General features: G+C 67.8%; 15 protein-coding genes. 10 read left to right on the top strand and 5 right to left on the bottom strand.

The window, feature by feature from the left end; translation table 11 throughout:
* The first annotated feature begins 52 nt into the window (after positions 1-52).
* From ACFC2Y_RS12840 to ACFC2Y_RS12820, 5 genes are all read left to right on the top strand, one after another.
* A complete protein-coding gene (locus ACFC2Y_RS12840; RefSeq protein ID WP_375172680.1) occupies positions 53-796 on the top strand; it encodes a metallophosphoesterase family protein in 744 nt (247 codons plus the stop codon).
* A 461-nt stretch (positions 797-1257) separates the two neighbouring features.
* Positions 1258-2649, top strand: coding sequence for a cysteine--tRNA ligase (gene cysS, locus ACFC2Y_RS12835; protein ID WP_375172681.1), 1392 nt, complete (start codon positions 1258-1260; stop codon positions 2647-2649).
* 331 nt (positions 2650-2980) lie between these two features.
* Positions 2981-4609 carry a citramalate synthase gene (gene cimA / locus ACFC2Y_RS12830; protein WP_375172682.1) on the top strand — a complete coding sequence of 543 codons (1629 nt, stop codon included), beginning with the start codon at positions 2981-2983 and terminating at the stop codon, positions 4607-4609.
* Positions 4606-5583 carry an alpha/beta hydrolase gene (locus ACFC2Y_RS12825; RefSeq protein WP_375172683.1) on the top strand — a complete coding sequence of 326 codons (978 nt, stop codon included), beginning with the start codon at positions 4606-4608 and terminating at the stop codon, positions 5581-5583. Before cimA ends, ACFC2Y_RS12825 begins: the two co-directional genes overlap by 4 nt.
* The gene (locus tag ACFC2Y_RS12820) at positions 5576-6352 is read left to right on the top strand and encodes a squalene/phytoene synthase family protein (RefSeq protein WP_375172684.1); all 777 of its coding nucleotides are present in this window, start codon (positions 5576-5578) and stop codon (positions 6350-6352) included. The genes ACFC2Y_RS12825 and ACFC2Y_RS12820 overlap by 8 nt, the downstream gene beginning before the upstream one ends.
* Before the next feature lie 281 nt (positions 6353-6633).
* Here the strand turns inward: ACFC2Y_RS12820 and ACFC2Y_RS12815 are convergent, their stop codons facing one another.
* The 5 genes from ACFC2Y_RS12815 to ACFC2Y_RS12795 form a co-directional block, all read right to left on the bottom strand.
* On the bottom strand, positions 6634-7860 hold the full coding sequence (locus ACFC2Y_RS12815) for an MFS transporter (protein ID WP_375172685.1): 1227 nt from the start codon (positions 7858-7860) through the stop codon (positions 6634-6636).
* 58 nt (positions 7861-7918) lie between these two features.
* Positions 7919-9193 (bottom strand): cobyrinate a,c-diamide synthase, encoded by a 1275-nt coding sequence (locus ACFC2Y_RS12810; protein WP_375172686.1) that lies wholly within the window; start codon positions 9191-9193, stop codon positions 7919-7921.
* 3 nt (positions 9194-9196) lie between these two features.
* The gene (gene cobA, locus ACFC2Y_RS12805; protein ID WP_375172687.1) at positions 9197-10057 is read right to left on the bottom strand and encodes a uroporphyrinogen-III C-methyltransferase; all 861 of its coding nucleotides are present in this window, start codon (positions 10055-10057) and stop codon (positions 9197-9199) included.
* A gap of 262 nt (positions 10058-10319) precedes the next feature.
* A complete protein-coding gene (gene truA, locus ACFC2Y_RS12800) occupies positions 10320-11087 on the bottom strand; it encodes a tRNA pseudouridine(38-40) synthase TruA (protein WP_375172688.1) in 768 nt (255 codons plus the stop codon).
* 54 nt (positions 11088-11141) lie between these two features.
* Positions 11142-11573 carry a DUF4345 domain-containing protein gene (locus ACFC2Y_RS12795; protein ID WP_375172689.1) on the bottom strand — a complete coding sequence of 144 codons (432 nt, stop codon included), beginning with the start codon at positions 11571-11573 and terminating at the stop codon, positions 11142-11144.
* A 96-nt stretch (positions 11574-11669) separates the two neighbouring features.
* Between ACFC2Y_RS12795 and ACFC2Y_RS12790 the strand changes: the two genes are divergently transcribed.
* From ACFC2Y_RS12790 to ACFC2Y_RS12770, 5 genes are all read left to right on the top strand, one after another.
* The gene (locus tag ACFC2Y_RS12790) at positions 11670-12269 is read left to right on the top strand and encodes a TetR/AcrR family transcriptional regulator (protein ID WP_375172690.1); all 600 of its coding nucleotides are present in this window, start codon (positions 11670-11672) and stop codon (positions 12267-12269) included.
* Positions 12270-12346: 77 nt separating this feature from the next.
* A complete protein-coding gene (locus ACFC2Y_RS12785) occupies positions 12347-13774 on the top strand; it encodes a YcjX family protein (RefSeq protein ID WP_375172691.1) in 1428 nt (475 codons plus the stop codon).
* Complete coding sequence (locus ACFC2Y_RS12780) at positions 13771-14220, top strand: GNAT family N-acetyltransferase (protein ID WP_375172692.1); 450 nt, start codon at positions 13771-13773, stop codon at positions 14218-14220. The genes ACFC2Y_RS12785 and ACFC2Y_RS12780 overlap by 4 nt, the downstream gene beginning before the upstream one ends.
* On the top strand, positions 14210-15247 hold the full coding sequence (locus tag ACFC2Y_RS12775; RefSeq protein ID WP_375172693.1) for a YcjF family protein: 1038 nt from the start codon (positions 14210-14212) through the stop codon (positions 15245-15247). Before ACFC2Y_RS12780 ends, ACFC2Y_RS12775 begins: the two co-directional genes overlap by 11 nt.
* A 65-nt stretch (positions 15248-15312) precedes the next feature.
* A complete protein-coding gene (locus ACFC2Y_RS12770; RefSeq protein WP_375172694.1) occupies positions 15313-15969 on the top strand; it encodes a VPLPA-CTERM sorting domain-containing protein in 657 nt (218 codons plus the stop codon).
* Positions 15970-16028 lie beyond the last annotated feature (59 nt).

Genomic DNA, 16028 nt, shown 5'->3' with positions numbered 1-16028 from the left:
ATTCGCGCAAGTGCCTCTTGGCGGGACGGAAATTTGCTGAGACAGTTCCCGCATGGATATGTCCCGCCCCTTTGCCGTCATCGCCGATATCCATGGCAATGCGCTCGCCCTTGCGGCGGTGCTGGCGGATATCGAGGGGCTGGGGATCGCGCAGGTGATCAACCTCGGCGATGTGTTCAGCGGGCCGATGGATCCGGCGGGGGTCTGGGATCTGCTGCGGGGGCGGGATTTCCTGACGGTGCGCGGCAATCACGACCGCTATCTGGTGGACCTGGCGCCGGAGGAGATGTGGCGCGTGGACCGGTTTACCCGTGCGGCCTTGCCCCCGGAGGCGCTGGACTGGATCGGTGAGTTGCCGGTCGAGCTGGAACTGGATCAGGTCTATGCCTGTCACGCCACGCCGCGCGACGACAACCTCTACTGGAGCGAGGAGGTGACCTACGGCGCGGTTCACCTCGCCCCGCGTGGCATGATCGAGGCGCGGGCGGAGGGGGTGAACGCCGGGCTGATCCTCTACGGACATACGCATCTGCCGCGCGTGCTGCAGCTGTCGGGCGGGCGGATGATGGTCAACCCCGGCTCGGTCGGCTGCCCGGGCTATTCGGACGAGCTGCCGGAGAGCCATATCGTGCAGACCGGCACGCCCATGGCCAGCTACGCCGTGGTTCGGCGGGTCACCGGGGGCTGGCAGGTGGAGCATCGGACCGTGCTTTACGACTGGGCCGCCGCGGCGGAGCAGGCGCGGCGCAACGGGTTCGAAAACTGGGCGCGGGTTGTCGGGACGGGGTGGTTGTGAGGGGGGTATTGGCATGTCTTGAGTGACGCCGATAAAAATGCCTGACTTGAGCAACACTGATTGAATGCACCGCCCGGCGGAAACGCCGGGCTGCGCCGACCCGCCCCCGTCGCACCAGAGGTGCGCCAGAATAGTCTGGCACGCCTTCGGCGTGACGGGCGGCGCATTGGCGCCACCCCTCGGGACGGCGCAGCCCTTGGTGAGGACTGGATGGCTTTGAGGCGCAGACTATCCAATGGCCGACCGTTACCGTCTGGCTGACCTTCAGTGCGCCGCCTGACCCTATCCCCTCAAACCCCTTGGCAGACCGTCCGTTCCGCGCTATGCCATTCCCCATGAAGACCCGCCGCATCATCATCTGCTGCATTTGCGCCTGCTGAGACATCTCGCGGGCCGCTTCTTCGTTTCCAAAGTTCAACGATCTTGCTAAGCCGCCCGCGGACCAACCGTGAGGGACCGCCATGGTCGAGATACGCCTGACCAATTCGAAGACCCGGAAGAAGGAGGTCTTTGCCCCGCTCGATCGAGAGAATGTGCGGATGTATGTCTGCGGTCCTACGGTCTATGACCGGGCGCATCTGGGCAATGCGCGGCCCGTGGTGGTCTTCGACGTGCTCTACCGGTTGCTGCGGCAGGTCTACGGCGAGGGGGCGGTCACCTACGTGCGCAACTTCACCGACGTGGACGACAAGATCAACGCCACCGCTCAGGCGCGCAAGGCGGCAGGGGCGGCAGGCACGCTGGAAGAGCTGATCCGCGAGCGGACCGAGGAGACCATCGGCTGGTATCACGCGGATATGGAGGCGCTCGGCACCCTGCGCCCGACCCATGAGCCGCGCGCGACGGAGTTCATTCCGCAGATGGTGGCGATGATCGAGGGGCTGGTGGCCTCCGGTCATGCTTATGCGGCGGAGGGGCATGTGCTGTTCCGCGTGCGCTCCTACGAGGGCTACGGCGCTTTGTCCGGGCGGTCGGTCGATGACATGATCGCGGGCGCGCGGGTCGAGGTGGCGCCCTTCAAGGAAGACCCGATGGATTTCGTTTTGTGGAAGCCCTCGTCGGATGACCTGCCGGGGTGGGACAGCCCCTGGGGTCGCGGGCGCCCGGGGTGGCATATCGAATGTTCTGCCATGGCAGATGAGTTGCTGGGCGCGGAGTTTGACATCCACGGCGGCGGCATCGACCTGCAGTTCCCGCACCACGAGAACGAGATCGCGCAGAGCTGCTGCGCGCATCCCGAGGGCGGCTTTGCGCGCTACTGGCTGCACAACGAGATGCTGCAGGTCGAGGGGAAGAAGATGTCCAAGTCCCTGGGCAATTTCTTCACTGTGCGGGATTTGTTGGATCAGGGTGTGCCGGGCGAGGTGATCCGGTTTGTCTTTCTGGGCACGCATTACCGGAAGCCGATGGATTGGACAGAGAAGAAGCGGGCGGAGGCGGAGGCGACGCTGAGGAAGTGGTATCGGCAGGTCGCGGAAGTGAGTAACTCTGGCGAGCCATACAATGCCGTGGTGTCCGCACTGGCTGACGACCTTAACACCGCTCAAGCAATTGCCGAATGCCATCAGCTTTCTATCGCGGGCGATCTAGTTACTCTTTATCGAACGCTGCAATTCCTCGGCCTAATGGGAGATACCATTCCCGAGTGGGCGGCAGGTGCCGACTTGGCAGCATACGAGACCCTGCTTTTTGAGGCGCGGGAGGCGGCCATGGCGTCCAAGGATTTCTCACGAGTGGATACCCTCAAGGCCGCCCTCATCGACGCCGGGGTCGAAGTGCGCATGTCCAAGGCCGGGGTCGAGTTGATCCCCGGCGCGGAATTCGATCCGGCGAAGCTGGAGGGGCTATTGTGACGGAGAGTGGGCAGAGCAAAGGGCTGCGCCGACCCGCGGGGGGGCGCATTTGCGCCGCCCCGGGGGGGCGGGTCGGCGCAGCCCGGCGTGCCGCCGGGCAGGTGAGTTGTTCAAAGCGGCACAATAGTGATGCGGCTCGAAATTTGCGTCTGTACGGTGGTTTTGGTCTTGGCGCCGAAGGCGGCCGCCGATCGCGGCAAGTCGGGTCGGCGCTAACCGGGTTGATTCCCGGGCGGTCCCTTGATCTTGAGCTAGGCGCGAAGGGGCGGATCGCCGGGGCGCTGCCCCGGACCCCGGGATATTTTCAGCAAAAAGAAACAGGGAGGCGGGGATGACAGAGAGGCTTTATCTCTACGACACGACCCTGCGGGACGGGCAGCAGACGCAGGGGGTGCAGTTCTCGGCCCCTGAAAAACAGCAGATCTGCGCCATGCTGGACCGGTTGGGCGTCGACTATATCGAGGGCGGCTGGCCCGGGGCGAACCCGACCGACAGTGCTTTTTTCGCTGAGGCGCCCAAGACGCGGGCGCGGATGGCGGCCTTTGGAATGACCAAGCGGGTCGGGCGGTCGGCGGAGAATGACGATGTGCTGGCGGCGGTGGTGAATGCGGGGACGGGCAGTGTCTGCCTGGTCGGCAAGACGCATGATTTCCACGTCACCACGGCGCTCGGCATCACGCTGGAGGAGAATGTGGAGAACATCCGCGCCTCCGTCGCGCATCTGGTGGCGCTCGGGCGGGAGGCGCTGTTCGATGCGGAGCATTTCTTTGACGGCTACAAGGCGAACCCCGGCTATGCGCTGGAGTGCCTGAGGGCGGCGCATGAGGCGGGGGCGCGGTGGACGGTGCTCTGCGATACCAATGGCGGCACGCTGCCGGTGGAGATCGGGCGGATCGTCGGCGAGGTGATCGCGGCGGGTATTCCGGGCGATCATCTGGGCATTCACACCCATAACGACACGGCAAATGCGGTGGCGGGCAGCCTGGCTGCGGTGGATGCGGGGGTGCGGCAGATCCAGGGAACGCTGAACGGGCTGGGCGAGCGCTGCGGCAATGCCAACCTGATCACGCTGATCCCGACGCTGCTGCTGAAGGAGCCGTACCGGTCGCTCTACGAGACCGGCGTGCAGGAGGAGGCGCTGGCGGGGCTGACGCAGGTCTCGCGGCAGCTGGACGATATCCTCAACCGCGTGCCGGTGAAACAGGCACCCTATGTCGGGGCCTCGGCCTTTGCGCACAAGGCGGGGCTGCATGCCAGCGCGATCCTCAAGGACCCCTCGACCTACGAGCATATCGACCCGGTGGTGGTTGGCAATGCACGGGTCATCCCGATGTCGAACCAGGCGGGGCAGTCGAACCTGCGGCGCCGTCTGGCGGAGGCGGGGATCGCCGTGCCTGCGGGCGATCCGGCGCTGGCGCGGATCCTCGACGAGGTCAAGGCGCGGGAGGACCGGGGCTATACCTACGACAGCGCCCAGGCCTCCTTCGAGGTGCTGGCGCGCGGTGTTTTGGGGCAGATGCCGGAGTTCTTCGAGGTCAAGCGCTACCGGGTGACGGTGGAGCGGCGCAAGAACAAGTACAACCAGATGGTCAGCCTGTCGGAGGCGGTCGTCGTGGTGAAGGTCGATGGCGAAAAGCGGCTGTCGGTGAGCGAGAGCATGGACGAAAGCGGCAATGACCGCGGCCCGGTGAACGCGCTGGCGACGGCGCTGGCCAAGGACCTGGGGCAGTATCAGGATGCGATTGCCGATATGAAGCTGGTCGATTTCAAGGTGCGCATCACCCAGGGCGGGACCGAGGCGGTGACGCGGGTCATCATCGACAGCGAGGACGGGGCCGGGCGGCGCTGGTCCACGGTTGGGGTCAGCCCGAACATCGTGGATGCCTCCTTCGAGGCGCTGCTGGATGCAATCAACTGGAAGCTCTTGCGCGAAACCCGGGCGGAGCTGGTCGCGGAATGACCGGTCGCATCGCGATCACGCTCGGGCTGTCGCTGGCGATCCCCTTTGGCATGGCTCTAGGGTTGATCTTGAGCCAGCGCCCGGGGCAGCTGCCGCCCGCGGAGGGCGGGCTGGATTTCAGTGGGCAACTGGCCCGGGAGGTCGCGCCATTGCCGGTCCGAGAGGCGGTGTTGCGCGATGTGTCAACAACGCTGATCCGGACGCTGGAGGGGCCGGAGGACGGGCCGCTGATCGTGCTGGTGCATGGATCGGGCTGGGACGGCGGACAGTTCGACGCGCTGGCGCGTGGGCTGGCCGAGGTCGGGGATGTTCTGGTGCCGGACCTGCGCGGCCATGGGGCGGAGCCTGAGCGGCGCGGCGATGTGGATTACGTCGGCCAGATGGAGGATGATCTGGCCGAACTGATTGCCTCACATGTTAAGCAAGATCAGAGAGTTGTGATGCTTGGTCATTCCTCTGGTGGAGGTCTGGTGATCCGGTTTGCCAACGGGCCTCATGGGGAATTGTTGGATCGCGCAGTGCTGCTGGCGCCCTTCGTGCAACATGATGCGCCGATGATGCGGGAAAATTCCGGCGGATGGGCGCGGCCGCTGACACGGCGGATTGTCGGGCTGTCGATGCTCAACATGGTTGGGATCACGGCGTTGGATCATCTGGTGGCGATCGAATTTGCCATGCCGGAGGCGGTGCTGCAGGGGCCGGAGAGGCATCGGGCCACCACGGCCTATAGCTGGCGGCTGAACAAGGGCTTCGCGCCGCGCCGCGACTGGCAGGCGGATGTGGCGGCCCTGCCGGAGTTCCTGCTGCTGGCGGGGGCGGAGGATGAGGCCTTTGTCGCCGAGGGCTATGCGCCGGAGTTCCGCAAGCTGACCGACCGGGGGCGCTATGAGGTGCTGCCGGGTGTCGGGCATCTGGGCATCGTGGACGATCCCCGGGTGTTGGCCCGGATAGGCGCGTTTCTGCAGGATGGCTGAGGCGCTGGATTTCACCGCCTGCGCGGCGCTGGTCGAAAAGGGCGACCCGGTGCGGTTCCGTGCCGCGATGGCGGCGCCGGTGGCGGCGCGGGGGGTGCTCTTTCCCCTCTACGCCTTCAACCTGGAGGTCGCGCGGGCGCCCTGGGTGACCAAGGAGCCGATGATCGCGCGGATGCGGCTGCAATGGTGGCGCGATGCGCTGGCGGAGATCGCGGCGGGCGGTGTCGTGCGGCGGCACGAGGTGGTGACGCCCTTGGCGCTAGCTGTGCGGGCGGAGGATGTGGCGGTGCTGGACCGGTTGATTGCCGCGCGGGACCGGGATGTTGAGGGCGAGGCCTTTGAGGACGAGGCCGCGCTCTGGTCCTATCTGGAGGCGACGGGCGGCGGGCTGATCGAGGTGGCGGCGCGGCGATTGGGCGGCGGTGAGAGGCTGGCCCCGGCGGCGGGTCGGGCGCTTGGGCTGGCGGCATGGCTGATGGCGGTGCCCGCGCTGGAGGCGGCTGGGCGACAGCCTCTGCCGGACGGGCGGGCGGAGACCGTGGCGCGGCTGGCGCGCGAGGCTCTGGAGGCTTGGGCCGAAGTGCGGGCGGGGTGGTCGGCAGTGCCCGCGGCGGCGCGGCCCGCGTTCTTTCCGATGGCCGGGGTTGGTGCGGTGCTGCGGCGCGCGGCGGCCAATCCGGCGCGCGTCAAGGACGACGCTTTGGAGCCAGGGCCCTTTGCGGCGCGGGTGCGGCTGGCGTTGATGGCGGGCACCGGGCGGGTCTGGTGATTGGCAGTGTGTCCCGGGCTTGCCCCGGGACCGCGTGGATCGGTGCGTAATTTCGGCGAGGTCCCGGCGCGGGGGCCGGGACGTGGCGACGCGCGGGAGGATGGCGATGATTGCCGGGTTTGTCGTGTCCCGGGCTTGTCCCGGGACCGCTAAGTGCTGTGCGCGATGTTGGCGGGGTCCCGGCGCGGAGGCCGGGACAGTGGTGTCATGTCATCCTCGGGCTTGACCCGAGGATCTCTTGCCCCGAGGCGCGCGAGGCCCCCCCGGTCTGTCCTCAACCCCTATTGCGCCACCTGTTCCCTCGGGCGCAGCACCATCCAGATCAGCGCGCCGCCGGCCAGCACGAGGAAGGGGGCCATGGCAAGGTTCACCGCGGTCCAGCCGGTCTGCGCATCCCCGCCGGAGCAGTTCATCAGCCCGCCCGAGGCGAAGGAGGCCACGGTCACGCCGCCAAAGACGATCAGGTCGTTGAGGCCCTGCATCCGGCCACGCTCATGCGGCTCATGCGCGCCCGCCAGCATGGTGGTCGCGCCGATGAAGCCGAAGTTCCAGCCGACCCCCAGAAGCACCAGGGCGATGAAGAAGTTCTCCAGCTGCACGCCCTGCAGGGCGACGGCGCCCGCGCCCGCCAGAATGACCAGACCGGCGGCGACGATCTTTTCCACGCCGAAGCGGGCGATCAGGTGGCCGGTGAAGAAGGAGGGGATGTACATGGCCAGCACGTGGAGCGAGACGACATCCGCCGCATTGCCCTTGTCGAAGCCGCAGCCGACCACGGCCAGCGGGGTCGAGGTCATCACCAGGTTCATCAGCGCGTAGGAGACCATGGCGCAGATCACCGCAACGGCGATGCGCGGGGTCTTTAGCAGCTCTGCCCGCGAGCGGCCCCGGGGCGCGTCCTGCGCCGGCACGGGCGGCTTGGGAATGTCGAGCAGGAAAAAGAGCAGCGCGCCGACCACGTTCACGGCGATGACGGCGAAATAGGTGCCCATGAAGGGCACGACCATCGCATCCGCCGTGACCTTGACCACCTGCGGCCCGATCAGCGCTGACAGAAGCCCGCCCGCCATGACATAGGAAATCGCCTTGGGGCGGTAGGCGTCGGAGGCGGTGTCGGCGGCGGCAAAGCGGTAGAAGCCATGCGCCGACATGTAGAGCCCGGTGAAGAAGGAGCCGAGCAGGAAGAGCGGGAAGGAGGCATAGTAGAGGCCGATCGCCCCGACGAGGCCCCCGAGGGTGCCGCCGAGCGCGCCGAGGAAGAACCCCGCGCGGCGGCCGTATTTCTGCATGATTGCCGAGACAGGCGTGGCCGAGAGCATGGAGCCCAGCACGATGAGCGAGATCGGCAGGGTGGCGAAACAGACGTTCGGCGCGAGCGACTGCCCCGCAAGACCGCCGATGGTGAAGATCATCGGCATCTGCGCCCCGAGGAAGGCCTGCGCGGCCACCAGAACCATCACATTGCGCTTCGCGCGGCTGTCGTCGGGGATATATTCAGAACTGCTCATGCGAATCCCGTAGCCCGGGGCGGGGCGCTGCGCAAGACGCGGCGCTGTGCACGGGCGCTTATGCGGGGTCGATCAGATGTGCAAAAGAGCCGGCCGCGCGGCCTTCGCGCAGGCCCAGGGGCGGGCGCGGCGTGCCGTCGGGATCGGTGGCGAGGAACAGGGGATCGCCGCTTTGGTAGAGGGTCGTCGCCTCGGAGATCTCATGCGCGTGGAAGCTGCCGGTCATCGGCCCCCGGGTGGCGGTGACGATGCGGTAGCCCTGCTGCGGCTGGCGCTTCTTGAAGGAGGTCGCGAGGTTCAGCAGCCCGGCCATCTGATGCGGCACGCCCTGGGCGTCGGTCAGCACGTCGCCCATGACCAGAAAGCCGCCGCCCTCGCCATAGACCCGCTTGCGTTCGCCATGGGTGCGCAGGGTGGTCATGAACCGCCCGTTGGCGGCGAGGCGGCCTGCGTGGATTTCGGGGTTGCCGCCGGGGAGGTAGAGGAATTCGGCCATCGGCACCGGCTCGTCCGCGAGGGGGGAGAAGAAGCGGATCTCGGCCCCGGCGGCGTGCCAGTCCTCGATCACATGGGTGTAGCCCGCGCCGAAGGCGGCGTCGCGGGCAATGGCGATGGTCTGCGCCGGGGGGGCGATGCGGGGAGTTTGCGTATGGTCGGGCGCGGCGGGCAGCGGCGCGGCGAGCGCGAGCAGCGTGGCGAGGTCCGGCGGCACGTCCCCGGGGATGCCCTCGGCCAGCAGGGCGGCGGCGCGGTCGAGATAGGAGTCGAGGTCGGGGCGGATGCCCGCCGGGACCAGCGCGCGCTGCGGATCGGGCAACCTCAGGTCGGGATGGTCGGGCAGGGCGGCCAGCACCGGCAGGCCAAGCGGCGCGAGGGCCTGGCGCAGAATGGCGGCATGGTCGGCACCCGCCACGCGGTTGAGGATCACCCCGCCGATCCGCACCTGTGGATCATGGGTCGCAAAGCCTGCGACCAGCGGCGCGACGGATTGCGCCATGCGGCTGCAGTCGATCACCAGCACCACCGGCAGGTCCAGCAGGCGGGCTAGGTCGGCTACGGCGGGGGCGTCGAAGAGGCCGCGCGCCCCTTCGATCAGCAGCAGGCTTTCGCCCGCGCTGAGTGCCCGGATGCGGTCGGGGGACATGGCGGTGCTGTCCAGGGTCAGGCCTGGGCGTTCACAGGCGGCCTCGTGCAGGCGCGGGGTGAGGAAGCCGGGGCCGGCCTTGGCGCCGCGCACCGGTTGCCCCATGAGGGTAAGGAGACGCATCAGGGCCAGGGCGAAGGTGGTCTGCCCCGCGCCGGCGGCGGGGGCGGAGAGGATCAGGCCCGGCATCGCTCAGCCCGTCTCGGCCGGGCGGCCACGGCCGAGCGGATCTAGGTTGCGGGGCGGAATGCCGGCCATCAGCCCCTGCCAGTCCAGCACCTGCCGCATCAGGACGGACCGCCCGATGCAAAGGATCGCGGGCGGCTCCAGCCGGGCGTTGGCGATATCCGCGACCATCTCGCCCAGGGTGGTTTCCAGCACCGTCTGCTGCGGCGTGGTGGCGGCACAAACGACGGCGACGGGTTCATCGGCGGGGCGTCCGGCCTCCAGCAGCGCGGTGGCGATATGCGGGGCGTGTTTCATCCCCATGTAGATCACCAGCACCTGCGCCCCGTCCGCGATGGCCTGCCAGTTCAGCGAGCTGGGGGCGTTGCCGGTCTGGTCATGGCCGGTGACGAAGGTCACGGCCTGGTTCACATCGCGATGCGTGACGGGGATGCCCGCATAGGCCAGCCCGCCGATCCCGGCGGAGATGCCGGGAATGATGCGGATCGGGATGGCGTGCTGGATGAGGGTCTGGGCCTCCTCCCCGCCGCGGCCGAAGACAAAGGGATCGCCGCCCTTGAGGCGCAGCACGCGTTTGCCCTGTTTCGCCAGGTCGACCAGATGCAGCGAAATGTCGGCCTGCCGGGCCGAGGGGCGGCCGCCGCGTTTGCCGGCATAGATATGGTCTGCCTGGGGCGCCCAGTCGAGGATCGTGTCCTCCACCAGCGCGTCATAGACGACGACATCGGCCTGTCGCAGCCCGTTGACCGCATGGAGCGTCAGCAACCCCGGATCCCCCGGCCCCGCACCGCAGAGCCAGACCCACCCCGCCTCCAGGGCGGGCCATTGGCCCATGGGACCTGCGGGAAGGGAGAGGGAGTCGCTCATGCGAGGTATATGGCGGTTTCGGCAGGTTGTGGAAAGGGGATGGGGGTTCGCGTTGGAGGGGTGGCGGTCTGGGGCTGGCGAGGCGTGACCGGCGGGGCGCGGTTTGATCGTCGTGCGGTATGGGGGGAGGCCCCGGCGTGGAAGCCGGGGCAGGTTGGCGAGGGGGCTGCGGCCTACGGGGCGCCGGTGTCCATTGGCGTCATCCTCCGGTTTGGTCGGGGGATATTTCGCCGGTCTGGCGCTATGGCGGGAGGTCCTCACCTCACCCGAAAGGATCGTCCGGATAGCCGACGCCTACGAGGTAGAGCCCCTGCGGCGGGCAGACCGGGCCGCAGGCGGCGCGGGCACGGGCCTCCAGCGCCTCGCGCACGCGCTCGGGCGGCCAGCTGCCCGCGCCGACGCGTTCCAGGGTGCCGACGATCGACCGCACCTGGTTGTGCAGGAACGACCGGGCGCGCAGGTGGAACCGCATCTCAGGGCCGGAGAGGCCCTCGTGGTCCTCGATCCGGATCTCGTCCAGCGTCTTCACGGGCGACTTGGCCTGACAGATCACCGAGCGGAAGGTGGTGAAATCATGGTTGCCGACGAGGTGCGTCGCGCCCTGCCGCATCAGGTCGGCGTCCAGCAGATGCGGCACCTGCCAGACCAGCCCGGCGTCATGCGTGGCAGGCGCACGGCGCATCAGCAGGCGGAACATGTAGCGGCGTTCATGGGCGGAGAAGCGAGCGTGCCAGTCGTCTGTGACGCGGGCGCAGGCGCGGATGGCGACGGGGGCGGGCTTCAGATGGTGGTTCAGCGCCTCGGACAGGCGGAAAGGATCCCAGTCCTTGGTCAGGTCGCAATGGGCCACCTGCGCGGTGGCATGGACCCCCGCATCGGTGCGGCCGGCGGCGGCGATGGTATGGGGACCGGGTTCGAGCTTGGCCAGAGCCGCCTCGATCGCGCCCTGGACGGAGGGCTGGTCGGCCTGACGCTGCCACCCCGCGAAGGGGGCGCCATGGTATTCGACCTGGAGGGCATAGCGGGGCATGGCGGCGGTGTTAGCGCGGCACCGGGAAAAGGGCCAGAGGGGTTCTTGGCGCGGTCAGGCGGCCGGGGGCTTGCGTGCGATACGGTAGAGCCAGAGGCCGAGGGCAGGGAAGAGCAGCAATTCGAACAGCAGAGAGCCGATCAGATCCGGCGAGACAAGCAGCCCAGGATCGCCCTGCGTGAAACGCAACAGCCCGCCGATGAAGATCAGACCGCAGAGAGTGATGATCACCTCGCCCAATCTGTCCGGCCTGAGCGCGGCGAGGCAGAAGACCAGCCCGATGGCCAGCCAGACACCGGAGATGAACCGGATATGGCTATCGCGTAAGGCGAAGGCCCGCTCCGAGGTGACCTGGAAGAAATCCGTCGGCCCCTGCCAGCCAAGCGTCGCCATGCCGCCAAAGGCGTTGTCGATCCCGAGGAAGGTGATGCCGAGGCCCGCGAGCAACAGGATCGCCCGTAGTAGGATGGGGTAATCGGACTGCATCTTGACCCTCCTGCATAAAGTGATACGCGTTACATATAAATATGCGAAACTTCAGGCAAGTGTTATTTGATACGCGTATCGGAATAAGGGGGTGACATGGCACGACCAGCGGGGCGACCGGTTCAGAGCGATGCACAGAAGGCGGCCTTCCGCGACAGGGTCGGGGCAGAGGCGCTGCGCCTCTATATGGCGGAAGGGCTGGAGGCACTGTCGATCCGGCGGCTGGCCAGGGAGGTCGGCTGCTCTCCGGCGACGATCTATGCGCATTTCACCGGCAAGCCGGACATCCTGCGCTTTCTTTGGGGCTTTGTCCTGGACGAGGTCGCGGGCCAGGTGCGGGCGGAGCAGGGGGGGCTGCGGGCGGCGGCGGTGTGTTTTACGCGCTACTGGCTTGATCATCCGGAGCGGTTCCGGCTGGTCTTCATGTCCTCCGGCGTGGTGCGGGCGGATGTGGCGGAGTTCGTGGGCGATCCTCGGGTTGCGGGGTATTTCGGCCTCTTCCGCGGGCTGCTGCGCCGGACGGCGCATGATCCGGATGGCCTGTCCGACACCGAGGTCGCGATACGGGCGGATACGCTTGTGGCGGGATTGATCGGGATTGCTCTGTGTCACCTGACCATTGCCGATCACGACTGGCCGGAGGTGGAGGAGATGGTGGATCGCCTCCTGCGCGGGGCCGGGACGGGGATGGTGTAGGCCGAAACGGGGAAAGCTCTGGCAACGTCCTGATCGCGCGCCTACATTCCCCTCATGAACAACCGGGGCAGTCAGCAGTGTTTATAGGTGACATCGCCGAGGGCGTGGTGCGGCAGGTGGAAACCGTGGGTCAGACGGTGACCGGCGTCTTTTCCGAACCGGTGATCCGGCTGGGTGTGACCGGGCTGGCAAGGGCGGGCAAGACGGTCTTCATCACCTCGCTGGTGGCGAACCTTCTGGACCGGGCGCGGATGACGGGGCTGGTGGCGCAGGCGGACGGTCGGATCGTCACCGCCTATCTGCAACCGCAGCCCGACGATACGGTGCCGCGCTTCGACTATGAAAACCACCTCGCCGCGCTGACCTCCGCCACGCCGCACTGGCCCGACAGCACCCGCGCGGTGAGCGAGCTGCGGCTGTCGCTGAAGGTGCGCCCCTCCGGCCTGCTGGCGGGGATGCAGGGGCCGCGCACGGTGCATCTGGATATCGTGGACTACCCGGGCGAATGGCTGCTGGACCTCGCACTGCTGGACCGCAGCTATGCCGACTGGTCGGCGGAGATGCTGGCGCGGATCGAGGGGCGGGCGCAGGCGGCGGCGTTTCTGGAGGCCGCCCGGGGTGCCACGGGCAAGGAGAGCTGGGAGGAGCCGGAGGCGCAGGCGCTGGCCAAGTCCTATACCGGTTATCTGGAGGCGGCGCGCAAGGCGGGCTATTCGGACCTGACGCCGGGGCGGTTCCTGCTGCCCGGTGAAATGGCCGGATCGCCTGCGCTGACCTTCGCGCCGCTGCCGCCGGAGGATCGGGCGCCACGGAAGGGGCTCTGGCGGGAGATGGAGCGGCGGTTCGAGGCCTACAAGTCCAAGGTCGCCAAGCCCTTCTTCCGCGATCATTTCGCCCGGATCGACCGGCAGGTGGTGCTGGTCGACGCGCTTGGAGCGATCCACAAGGGACCGCAAGCGGTAGAGGATCTGCGTCAGACCCTGTCGGATATTCTTGAGGCGTTTCAGCCGGGGCGGAACTCCTTCCTCTCGCGGCTGTTGCTGGGCCAGCGGGTCGAAAAGATCCTCTTTGCCGCGACCAAGGCGGACCATCTGCACCATTCGCAGCACGGGGCGCTGTCGGGGATCATGCAGGCGCTGGTGCGCGATGCGGTGGACCGGGCGAAATTCGCGGGGGCGGAGACGCAGGCCATGGCCATCGCCTCCCTCCGCGCGACGGTGGAGGAGACGCTGAGCCACGAGGGCAAGCCGCTCGACTGCGTGCGCGGCACGCTGATGGAGGGGGACGGGGCGCGGGGACGGATGGCGGCGATGTACCCGGGCGAATTGCCGGAGGACCCGGCGCGGCTGCTAAACCCGGCGCGGGCGGGGCAGGTGGCCTGGCTGGACGGGGAATATGCGTTGATGTCCTTCGCCCCCGCCGTGCTGCGCCTGAAACCGGGCGAGGGGCCGCCGCATATCCGGCTGGACCGGGCGGCGCAGTTCCTTCTGGGGGACCGGCTGTGAGCCTCGTGGTGCGCAGGGCCCATCCACTGGACGCGGGCAAGGCCGGGGCGATCCTGACACAGGCGGTGCGCGATCACCGCTGGATGCCGGAGCTGCACAGCGAGGCGGAGAACATCGCCTTCTGCGGGCAGCTGATCGAGAACGGGCTGGTCTGGGTCGCCGACGACGGTCATGTGCGCGGGTTCATGGCGCGGGAGGACGACTATATTCACGCGCTCTACGTGGCGCGGGGGGCGCGGGGGCACGGGATTGGCGCGCAGCTTCTGGCACATGCGCAGGACGCGCGCGCGCGGCTGGAGCTTTACACATTCGTCGCCAATGTCGGGGCGCGGCGGTTCTACGGGCGCCATGGATTCCGCGAGGTCGAACGCTCGGACGGGGCGGGCAACGAAGAAGGGCTGCCGGATGTGCTGCTGACATGGGAGGCCAAACCGCATGGCGGATGAAACACAGACACGGCGTGGCCCGGTCCTGATCGAGATGGAGGAGACGCGGGGCCCGGGCCCGGCAGAGGCGCCGCCGGTGCCCGACGTGGGCGGCGCGGCGGAGGCCCCGTCGGGCCGGGCGATGCAGATGGCGGCAACCCTGGCGGCCCGGCGTCCCTCGCGGCTGGCGCGCTGGTTCTGGGGGCTGCTGCTGGCGGTGATCGGCGTGGTGGTGACCACAGCCGCGTGGAATTTCGTCCTGGGCCTGATCGCGGCCAACCCGGTGCTGGGCTGGGCGGTGGCGGCGCTGATCGGGGCCTTCGTGCTGGTGGCGGTGGCCATCGTCGTGAAGGAATTGGCGGCGTTTTCGCGACTGGCGCGGATGGACCAGATGCACCGTCTGGCCGAGGAGGCGGTGGTCGAGGAAGACCTCGCCAAGGCGCGCGACTTCGCCGGGCGGCTGGCGGGGATGTATGCCGGGCGGGCGGAGCTGGAGTGGCATCACGCACGGTTCGCGGAGCGCAAGGACGAGCCCTTCGACGCCGCGGGCGTGCTGGCGCTGGCGGAGGCGGAGCTGCTGGCGCCGCTTGACGACATGGCCCTGCGCGAGGTCGAAGCGGCGGCGCGTCAGGTGGCGACGGTGACGGCGCTGGTGCCGCTGGCCTTTGCCGATGTGATCGCGGCGATGACCAGCAACATCCGGATGATCCGCCGGATTGCGGAGGTTTATGGCGGACGTTCGGGAACCCTGGGGTCGCTGCGGCTGACCCGGGCGGTGATGACGCATCTGGTGGCCACCGGCGCGGTGGCCGTGGGCGACGACATGATCGGTTCGGTCCTGGGGGGCAACGTGCTGGCCCGTCTGTCGCGGCGCTTCGGCGAGGGGGTGGTCAACGGCGCCCTGACCGCTCGGGTCGGCGTCGCGGCGATGGAGGTCTGCCGCCCGATGCCCTTCGGCGCGGGGCGGCGGCCAAGGGTGACCACGGTGCTGCGCCGGGCGCTGACGGGGCTTTTTGGGGAGGGCACCTCGACACCGCCAGCCGGTTGAGTTTGAAAATGTCCTCACGATCGTGTAATCAGGAAACAGTTTGAGTATTTTCTGGAGGATTTTTCATGATTGCATTTCGTGCGGCCATTGCCGGTGCTGTGTTCTTTGCTGGCGTTCAGGCGGCCGGGGCCACCGGCGTTACCTATTCGAGCATCTACTTCCCCGATGGTGATGTCTCCTTTGCGGATCAGGTGGTGAACTACAGCCCGTCCGCGGCGCTGGCTGGGACGTCCGGCGGCTGTATCGACAGTTCGTTGGCTCTTGGAGCGCCGGATCACACCTCTGGAGATTGTCAGGGCTACGTCTCGCTTGGCGAAGGTGGTTCGATCACGTTGAAATTTACCGACAACGCTCTGACAACCTCAGGTGACAATACGCCTGATTTGCACGTGTTTGAAATCGGCAGCGCCGTGGAGTCATTCCAGGTCGAAATTTCGACAAACGGGTCGTCCTGGATCGATTTCGGCTATTTGGATGGACAACCGACCAGCATCGACATCGACGCCAACCCATTCGTCACGGCTTTCGAGAAGTATTACTTCGTCCGGCTGACTGACAACGGGAATAGCGGGCCGCATTCCGGCGTGTTTGCCGGGGCGGATATTGATGCCGTTGGGGCGATCAGTTCGACCGCACCGGCCATTCCGCTGCCCGCGACGGGTATCCTGCTCGTGGCCGGACTGGCGGGGATCGGAGCCTTGAAACGGCGGCGGGCTGCCTGAGCTCTTTACCAGACCGGTGTCCGGTTTACGATGGGCGTCGCTGCAGGGCGGCGCCCATA

The sequence above is a fragment of the Pseudooceanicola sp. genome, assembly GCF_041987405.1.
In the GTDB taxonomy this organism is placed as follows: domain Bacteria; phylum Pseudomonadota; class Alphaproteobacteria; order Rhodobacterales; family Rhodobacteraceae; genus Pseudooceanicola.
Note: the sequence above shows the minus strand (reverse complement) of the source record. Positions and strands in the feature narration are given on the sequence as shown.

What these genes read in the sequence shown, in the direction of transcription:
- cysS (WP_375172681.1), top strand. Translation starts at nt 1,258, where the DNA reads ATGGTCGAGATACGCCTGACCAATTCGAAGACCCGGAAGAAGGAGGTC.
- ACFC2Y_RS12770 (WP_375172694.1), top strand. Translation starts at nt 15,313, where the DNA reads ATGATTGCATTTCGTGCGGCCATTGCCGGTGCTGTGTTCTTTGCTGGC.
- ACFC2Y_RS12825 (WP_375172683.1), top strand. Translation starts at nt 4,606, where the DNA reads ATGACCGGTCGCATCGCGATCACGCTCGGGCTGTCGCTGGCGATCCCC.
- cimA (WP_375172682.1), top strand. Translation starts at nt 2,981, where the DNA reads ATGACAGAGAGGCTTTATCTCTACGACACGACCCTGCGGGACGGGCAG.
- truA (WP_375172688.1), bottom strand. Translation starts at nt 11,087, where the DNA reads ATGCCCCGCTATGCCCTCCAGGTCGAATACCATGGCGCCCCCTTCGCG.
- ACFC2Y_RS12810 (WP_375172686.1), bottom strand. Translation starts at nt 9,193, where the DNA reads ATGCCGGGCCTGATCCTCTCCGCCCCCGCCGCCGGCGCGGGGCAGACC.
- ACFC2Y_RS12815 (WP_375172685.1), bottom strand. Translation starts at nt 7,860, where the DNA reads ATGAGCAGTTCTGAATATATCCCCGACGACAGCCGCGCGAAGCGCAAT.
- ACFC2Y_RS12790 (WP_375172690.1), top strand. Translation starts at nt 11,670, where the DNA reads ATGGCACGACCAGCGGGGCGACCGGTTCAGAGCGATGCACAGAAGGCG.
- ACFC2Y_RS12820 (WP_375172684.1), top strand. Translation starts at nt 5,576, where the DNA reads ATGGCTGAGGCGCTGGATTTCACCGCCTGCGCGGCGCTGGTCGAAAAG.
- cobA (WP_375172687.1), bottom strand. Translation starts at nt 10,057, where the DNA reads ATGAGCGACTCCCTCTCCCTTCCCGCAGGTCCCATGGGCCAATGGCCC.
- ACFC2Y_RS12840 (WP_375172680.1), top strand. Translation starts at nt 53, where the DNA reads ATGGATATGTCCCGCCCCTTTGCCGTCATCGCCGATATCCATGGCAAT.
- ACFC2Y_RS12775 (WP_375172693.1), top strand. Translation starts at nt 14,210, where the DNA reads ATGGCGGATGAAACACAGACACGGCGTGGCCCGGTCCTGATCGAGATG.
- ACFC2Y_RS12795 (WP_375172689.1), bottom strand. Translation starts at nt 11,573, where the DNA reads ATGCAGTCCGATTACCCCATCCTACTACGGGCGATCCTGTTGCTCGCG.